Raw genomic sequence first — 7,226 nt, 5'->3', positions numbered from 1 at the left:
GCCGAGGTCGCCGCGCAGCCGGCGCCGGCCGCCGCCGCATGGCCGGAAGTGCCGGTGATGCCGTCGCTGGGCGCCGGCTGGGTGATCGGGCGCATGAGCGCGCTCGACGTAGAGGCGGTGGCGCAKATCGAGGCGCGCGCCTACAGCCATCCGTGGACGCGCGGCAATTTCGAGAATTCCGTCAAGGCCGGCCATCTCGGCATGACCCTGCGCGACCCGGCCGGCGTGTTGATCGCCTACGCCGTGCTGATGCCGGTCGTCGACGAGATGCACCTGCTCAACATCACCGTGGACCCGGTGCATCAGCGCAACGGGCTAGGCCGGCTGATGCTGGCCGCCGCCCTGGCCACGGCGCACGCGCATCACCTGCACACCATGCTGCTGGAAGTGCGGCCCTCCAATACCGGCGCGATCGAGTTGTACCGGCAGGCGGGCTTTGCCGAAATCGGGCGGCGCAAGGGCTATTACCCCGCGGCCGGACAGGTCCGCGAGGATGCCCTGGTGCTGCGCCGCGCATGGTCGCCCTCGGAGGCCCAGCCATGAGCCGGCGCGCCAGGTTCCTCGAGGTACTCGGCATCGGCGAGGAGTGGGTGCTGCGCCGCGCGCCGGCCGCGGCGCAGGAGGCGTTGGTGGAGGCCGATGCGGATCTGGCGGCGCCGCCTGCCGCCGTCGTGGCGGACATGGCGGCCGAAGCCATCGTCCAGGGGGCGCCCGCTGCCAGTGCGGAGGCGCCCCGTGCCCTGGCGGAGCCTGCCGTCGGGCCGCGGGCCGTAGCGCCGCAGCCGGAGGCGKAACCGGTGATGGAGCCGGTGATGGAGCCGGAACCCACGCCGKAGCCGGCGACGGCCTTCGCGCCGGTGCCGGCGCTGCCGTCGGCGCCCGGCGCCKATGCGCGCGCCGCCGCCATCGCCGGGCTCGACTGGGCAGCGCTGGCGGCGCGCGTCTCGGCTTGCACCGACTGCGGCCTGTGCGGCCATMGTACCCAGACCGTATTCGGCGTCGGCGACCGCCAGGCCGAATGGATGCTGGTGGGCGAAGCCCCCGGCGAGAACGAGGACAAGCAGGGCGAGCCCTTCGTCGGCCAGGCCGGCAAGCTGCTCGACAATATGCTGGGCGCGCTCGGCCTGGCGCGCGGGCGCAATGTCTTCATTGCCAATGTGCTGAAATGCCGCCCGCCCGGCAACCGCAATCCCGAGCCGGACGAAGTGGCGCAGTGCGAGCCCTATCTGCGCCGCCAGATCGCGCTGGTGCAGCCCAAGCTGATCGTGGTGCTCGGGCGTTTCGCGGCGCAGTCGCTGCTGCGTACCACCACGCCGATCKGCAAGCTGCGCGGCAGTGTCCACAGCTACGAGGGCATTCCGGTGGTGGTGACCTATCACCCGGCCTACCTGTTGCGCACGCTGACCGACAAGGCGCGTGCCTGGGAAGACCTTTGCCTGGCCCGCGAGGTGCATGCCCGTGCGGGAGCCAAGGCCTGACGCCGCGCTGAGCCCCGGCGGCGCCATCGAGATGGCGTCGCTGTGGCGCCATGCCGTCTCGCAGCGCCTGCGCGAACTGGCGTGGTGCTCGCTGTCGCCGCCGTTGCTGGCGTTCCTGCCGGCCGGCCATGTGGGCGGCGGGACCGATGGGAGCGATGGGGCCGATGGGGCCATCAACGGTCACGTCAATGGCAGCATCAACGGCAACTTCAACGGAAATCTCAGCGTCGGCGGCGCTCTCGGCGGTGTCCCCGACGGCAGTCCGGGCAGCATCGTCCAGGGCGCCAGCGCGGATACGCCGGCCGCGCATATCGCCGCTGGCCTGGCGCACTGGCCTGATGGCGCGCTGGCCGCCTGGCAGCGCTGGCTGCTGTGCGCCGATCCGGCCTCGCTGCCGCTGACCATCGCCGAACTGGCGGCGGGCCGCGAGCATCCGCGCGCGCGTGGCCCCGCGCATGCGCCCAGCCTGCGGCTGGGCCGCCATGCCGAGCGCCTGCTCCAGTTCACGCTMGAACACACTGCCGGCCTGGAACTGCTGGCGGCCAACCTGCCGGTACGCCGCGCCGCCGCGCACGGTGTGCAGACGCTGGGCGAACTCGACTTCGTCTGGCGCGATACGCGCAGCGGGGCGACCGTCCATTGGGAAATGGCGGCCAAGTTCTACCTGCTGGTCGGGCCGGACGCCTCGGCGGGGCACGGCGACGCCGCACCGCCGCGCCTGCATCATTTCGTCGGTCCCAACCTGGTGGACAGGCTGGGCGACAAGCTCGGCCATCTGGTCCACCGTCAGTTGCCGCTGTCGCGCGCGCCCGAGGCGCTGGCGCTGCTGGGGCGCACCGTGGACCGCAGCGAGGTCTACCTGCTTGGCTGGCTGTTCTACCGCAACGGCGTCGTCCCCGCCGGGGTGCGCGACCTCGGCATTGCGCCGGATCACCTGCATGGCTGGTGGTCCGCCTTGCAGGACTGGTCGGCGTGGGCCGCCACGCGCACGGGCTCGCGCTGGTATCGCCTGCCGCGCTCGGCMTGGATGGCGCCGGCCATGGTCGCCCAGGCCCACACGGAGCCGCTCGAGGCCGTGCGCGAAGCGCTGGCGCAACGCTTTGCCGAAACCCAGCACGACAAGGTCTGGCGGCGCGAGGCGCCGGTGATGCTGTGCGAACWGGAACCTGCCGGAGCGAGCGCGCCAGGGCTGTGGCGCGAGTGCTCGCGCGGCTTCGTGGTGCCGCCGGGCTGGGAGGAGCGGGCGCGGCAACGCGTTGCAGCCTTGCCGGAATAGCCGCCCGCGGCCGCGCCGCGGGGCGACGGCCGTCAGTGGTGTTAGTGGTGCTAGTGGTGCTTGTCCTCGCCGATCATGGCGAGCGAGTTGAAGTTGCGCACGTTGTAGCGGTGCTGGCGCATCACCAGCACCATKGTGACGCAGACAAAGATCCCGAACGCCACGATGACGATGCCGATGGGCACGTTGAGCTTGATCAGCAGGGCGTACAGGCACAGCATCAGCAGCACCGAGACGTTTTCGTTGAAGTTCTGTACGGCGATCGAGTGGCCGGCGGACAGCAGCACATGGCCGCGGTGCTGCAGCAGCGCGTTCATCGGCACCACGAAGTAGCCGGACATGCCGCCCACCAGCATCAGGAACAGATAGGCAATGGCCATGTACAGCGGCATGTGCATGCCGAGCACGTCGAACGAGATCTCGGGAAGGCTGTGCTTGGTGTAGAAGGCCATCAGCATCACCACCACGCCCATCGCCACGCCGAAGGGCAGCACCGACAGCGATTTGCGCAGCGGAATGCGCATGGCGGCCAGGATCGCGCCGACCGCCACGCCGACGGCCACCACCGCCTGCAGCAGCGCGCCCTGGGACAGGTTCAGCCCGAGCGACTTCTCGGCCCATTTCAGCACGATKAACTGCAGGGTGGCGCCAGCGCCCCAGAACAGCGTGGTCACGGCCAGCGAGATCTGKCCAAGCTTGTCCTGCCACAGCGCGGTGAAGCAGTCGGCGAATTCGGCGATCAGCTTGATCGGATTCTTTTCCTGCTGCGGATAGCGCGCGCCGGTTTCCGGGATGAACAGGTTGAAGATGGCGGCGATCACGTAGAACAGCATGATGACCACCATGGCGGCCTCGGCCGGGGTGTTGATGCCGGTGTCCACGAAGGGCACGTCGAAGCSGAGCAGSATSTYSGAGATATGSACSGAGATCAGCGCGCCGCCSACCACSGTGCCSAGGATGATCGAGCCTACCGTGAGGCCTTCGATCCACCCGTTGGCGGCGACCAGCTTTTCCGGGGGAAGCAGTTCGGTGAGGATGCCGTACTTGGCCGGCGAGTAGGCGGCGGCGCCGAATCCCACGATGCCGTAGGCCAGCAGCGGGTGCAGCCCGAACATCATGATCGYGCAGCCGGCAATCTTGATCGTGTTGGTGATGAACATCACCTTGCCCTTCGGCATGGAGTCCGCGAAGGCGCCCACGAAGGCGGCCAGCACGACATAGGAGAGCACGRAGAACAGCTTGAGCAGCGGCGTCATCCACTGCGGGGAGTGCAGTTCGGTAAGAAGGGCAATGGCGGCGATCAGCAGCGCGTTGTCGGCCAGCGAGGAGAAGAACTGCGCCGCCATGATGGTATAAAAACCCTTCTTCATACTTTGGACTCTTTCTCCATCGCTCAAGCCTTGCAAGACGGGCGCCAGCACGCTGCCGGGCGCTGTCATTGCCACTGTCATTACCTGTAGGGAACCTGGGCCCGCACCGCTGTCAAAGTGATGCCCATGCCGGTCTTCCGAGTGTCGCGCAAACCGCCTGACCCTGTTTGACATATTGCATCACTTTTAAAACATGGCCGGAACGTCCGGCTTTATAACACGAAAGTAGGGCGTTTCCGAGCATCTGCGGACCGCCGGTTTGACAGCGCAGATGCGCTGCGATTCCCTAAATGATTCTTCGAGTGTGTTCAAATAACGTCTGTGCGGCGAGCCACGCGCACCGGGTCTTCCCCTATATGGTGCATCCCTGACCCGGGGCGCGGACCGGCCAGCCGGCCGGGAGCCCCGCCATGCCAACCCGCCGCCGCCCCCTCCAGAAGCAACAGCGATCCCATGCCTAGACCCATTCACGCCGTTATCCATCAACCGGCCCTGGCCAATAACCTGGAAATCGTGCGCCGCTGTGCACCCGCGTCGCGCGTCTGGGCCGTCGTCAAGGCCAACGCCTATGGCCATGGCATCCGCCGCGCCTTCGCCGGCCTGCGCGCCACCGACGGCTTCGGCCTGCTCGACCTGAACGAAGCCGTGCTGCTRCGCGAACTGGGCTGGCAAGGCCCGATCCTTCTTTTAGAGGGTTTCTTCCAATCCCAGGACGTGCCTTTGCTGGAGCAGTACCGCCTCACCACCGCCGTCCATTGCGAAGAACAGCTGCGCATGCTGGAAGTCGCGCGTCCCAAGGGGCCGCTGGGCATCCAGCTCAAGCTCAATACCGGCATGAACCGCCTCGGCTTCCGTGCGGACCAGTACCGCACCGCCTGGGAACGCGCGCGCACCCTGTCCTGTGTGGGCAGTATCGTGCATATGACGCATTTCTCCGACGCCGACGGCCCGCGCGGCATCGCCCACCAGCTCGAGGTCTTCGACRCCGCCACGGCCAACCTGCCGGGCGAGGCCAGCCTGTCCAATTCCGCCGCCACGCTCTGGCATCCCCAGGCCCACCGCACCTGGGTGCGGCCGGGCATCGTGCTGTACGGCGCCTCGCCCACCGGCCTGTCCGGCGACGTGGCCAGCTTCGGCCTGCAGCCGGCCATGTCGCTGCACAGCGAGCTGATCTCCGTCCAGGACCTGCAGCCCGGCGATACCGTCGGCTACGGCTCGCTGTTCAAGGCCGAGCGCCCGATGCGCATCGGCGTGGTGGCCTGCGGCTATGCCGACGGCTACCCGCGCCATGCCGCCGGCTGGGGCGACAACCCGGCGCCGGTGCTGGTCGACGGCGTGCGCACGCACCTGGTGGGCCGGGTGTCGATGGACATGATCTGCGTCGACCTCACGCCTTGCCCCAAGGCCCGCGTGGGCAGCGCCGTCACCCTGTGGGGCCAGGGCCTGCCGATCGACGACGTGGCCGCCGCCAGCGGCACCGTGGGCTACGAGCTGATGTGCGCCCTGGCGCCCAGGGTGCCGGTCACGGTGGCGACCCTGACCGCGCCGGAGCAGCCCGCGCTGGCCTGATTGCCGGCGGGCAGGCTGACGCCTGCCCGGGCCGCCGCCTGGCGATATCCGGGTGGCGTGCGCTGCCCCGGGCGCCGCCTGCAAGCCAGCCTGCGATCGGCTGCCGCCTGCCGGGCGCCGGCCATTGTTCATCCACCGCTTCTTATCCATCGTTTCTCCGGGGACCCCAGTTGGCCAAGCCAAAGAACGTCTATACCTGCACCGAATGCGGCGGCACCTCGCCGCGCTGGCAGGGCCAGTGCCCGCAATGCCAGCAATGGAACACGCTGGTAGAGAGCGTGGCGGAATCGCCGTCGGCCAAGCGCTTCGCGCCGCTGGCGGCCTCGGCCATGGTGCAGCGGCTGTCGGAGATCGACGCGGCCGACGTGCCGCGCTTCTCCAGCGGCATCGATGAATTCGACCGCGTGCTGGGCGGGGGGCTGGTGGCCGGCGGGGTGGTGCTGATCGGCGGCGATCCCGGCATCGGCAAGTCCACGCTGCTGCTGCAGGCGCTGGCCAACCTTGCCTCGGAGCGCCGCGTGCTCTACGTCAGCGGCGAAGAGTCGGGCGCGCAGATTGCCTTGCGCGCGCAGCGCCTGGGGGTGGACAGCCCGCAGCTCGCCTTGCTGGCCGAGATCCAGCTGGAGAAGATCCAGGCCACGCTGGAGGTGGAGAAGCCCGAGGTGGCGGTGATCGACTCGATCCAGACCCTGTACTCCGATGCGCTGACGTCGGCGCCCGGCTCGGTGGCGCAGGTGCGCGAATGCGCGGCGCAGCTGACCCGCATCGCCAAGAGCAGCGGCATCACCATCATCCTGGTCGGCCATGTGACCAAGGAAGGTGCGCTGGCCGGCCCGCGCGTGCTCGAGCATATCGTCGACACCGTGCTGTACTTCGAGGGCGACACGCACTCCTCGCATCGCCTGATCCGCGCCTTCAAGAACCGCTTCGGCGCGGTCAACGAACTGGGCGTGTTCGCCATGACCGAGCGCGGCCTGCGCGGCGTCAGCAATCCCTCGGCGCTGTTCCTGTCGCAGCACGAGCAGGTCGTGCCCGGTTCCTGCGTGCTGGTCACGCAAGAGGGCACGCGGCCGCTGCTGGTGGAAGTGCAGGCGCTGGTCGATGCCGCGCACGTGCCCAACCCGCGCCGCCTGGCCGTGGGGCTGGAACAGAACCGCCTGGCGATGCTGCTGGCGGTGCTGCACCGCCATGCCGGCATCGCTTGCTTCGACCAGGACGTGTTCCTCAACGCCGTGGGCGGGGTCAAGATCGCCGAGCCGGCGGCCGACCTGGCCGTGCTGCTGGCCATCCATTCCTCCATGCGCAACAAGCCGCTGCCGCGCGGGCTGGTGGTGTTCGGCGAAGTCGGCCTGGCCGGCGAGATCCGGCCCAGTCCGCGCGGGCAGGACCGCCTGCGCGAAGCCGCCAAGCTCGGCTTCACCACGGCGGTCATTCCCAAGGCCAATGCGCCCAAGCAGAAGATCGACGGCCTCGAKGTGCTGGCGGTGGAGCGGCTGGAGCAGGCCATCGACCGCGTCCGTCATCTCGAGTGAA

At 69.0% G+C, this 7,226-nt stretch carries 6 protein-coding genes; 5 read left to right on the top strand and 1 reads right to left on the bottom strand.

The genetic code is table 11. The features are described 5' to 3' along the window. Positions 1 to 57 precede the first annotated feature (57 nt). Genes rimI through AC1DKV_RS03010 form a run of 3 tightly spaced genes read left to right on the top strand, consistent with a single transcriptional unit; the run spans position 58 to position 2,754 of the window. Positions 58 to 543, top strand: a complete 486-nt coding sequence (rimI, locus tag AC1DKV_RS03020; RefSeq protein WP_477137462.1) for a ribosomal protein S18-alanine N-acetyltransferase — start codon at positions 58 to 60, stop codon at positions 541 to 543. Then, the gene (locus tag AC1DKV_RS03015) at positions 540 to 1,478 is read left to right on the top strand and encodes a uracil-DNA glycosylase (protein WP_477137453.1); all 939 of its coding nucleotides are present in this window, start codon (positions 540 to 542) and stop codon (positions 1,476 to 1,478) included. Before rimI ends, AC1DKV_RS03015 begins: the two co-directional genes overlap by 4 nt. Next, positions 1,459 to 2,754, top strand: a complete 1,296-nt coding sequence (locus tag AC1DKV_RS03010; protein ID WP_477137452.1) for a DUF1853 family protein — start codon at positions 1,459 to 1,461, stop codon at positions 2,752 to 2,754. Before AC1DKV_RS03015 ends, AC1DKV_RS03010 begins: the two co-directional genes overlap by 20 nt. Before the next feature lie 50 nt (positions 2,755 to 2,804). Here the strand turns inward: AC1DKV_RS03010 and lplT are convergent, their stop codons facing one another. Continuing rightward, on the bottom strand, positions 2,805 to 4,124 hold the full coding sequence (lplT, locus tag AC1DKV_RS03005; RefSeq protein WP_477137451.1) for a lysophospholipid transporter LplT: 1,320 nt from the start codon (positions 4,122 to 4,124) through the stop codon (positions 2,805 to 2,807). A 453-nt stretch (positions 4,125 to 4,577) separates the two neighbouring features. Between lplT and alr the strand changes: the two genes are divergently transcribed. Beyond that, positions 4,578 to 5,693 carry an alanine racemase gene (gene alr / locus AC1DKV_RS03000; RefSeq protein ID WP_477137450.1) on the top strand — a complete coding sequence of 372 codons (1,116 nt, stop codon included), beginning with the start codon at positions 4,578 to 4,580 and terminating at the stop codon, positions 5,691 to 5,693. A 170-nt stretch (positions 5,694 to 5,863) separates the two neighbouring features. Further along, entirely contained in the window at positions 5,864 to 7,225 is a 1,362-nt protein-coding gene (gene radA, locus AC1DKV_RS02995; protein ID WP_477137449.1) for a DNA repair protein RadA, read from the top strand. Position 7,226 lies beyond the last annotated feature (1 nt).

It is taken from the genome of Cupriavidus sp. 05T41, assembly GCF_056396525.1.
Note: the sequence above shows the minus strand (reverse complement) of the source record. Positions and strands in the feature narration are given on the sequence as shown.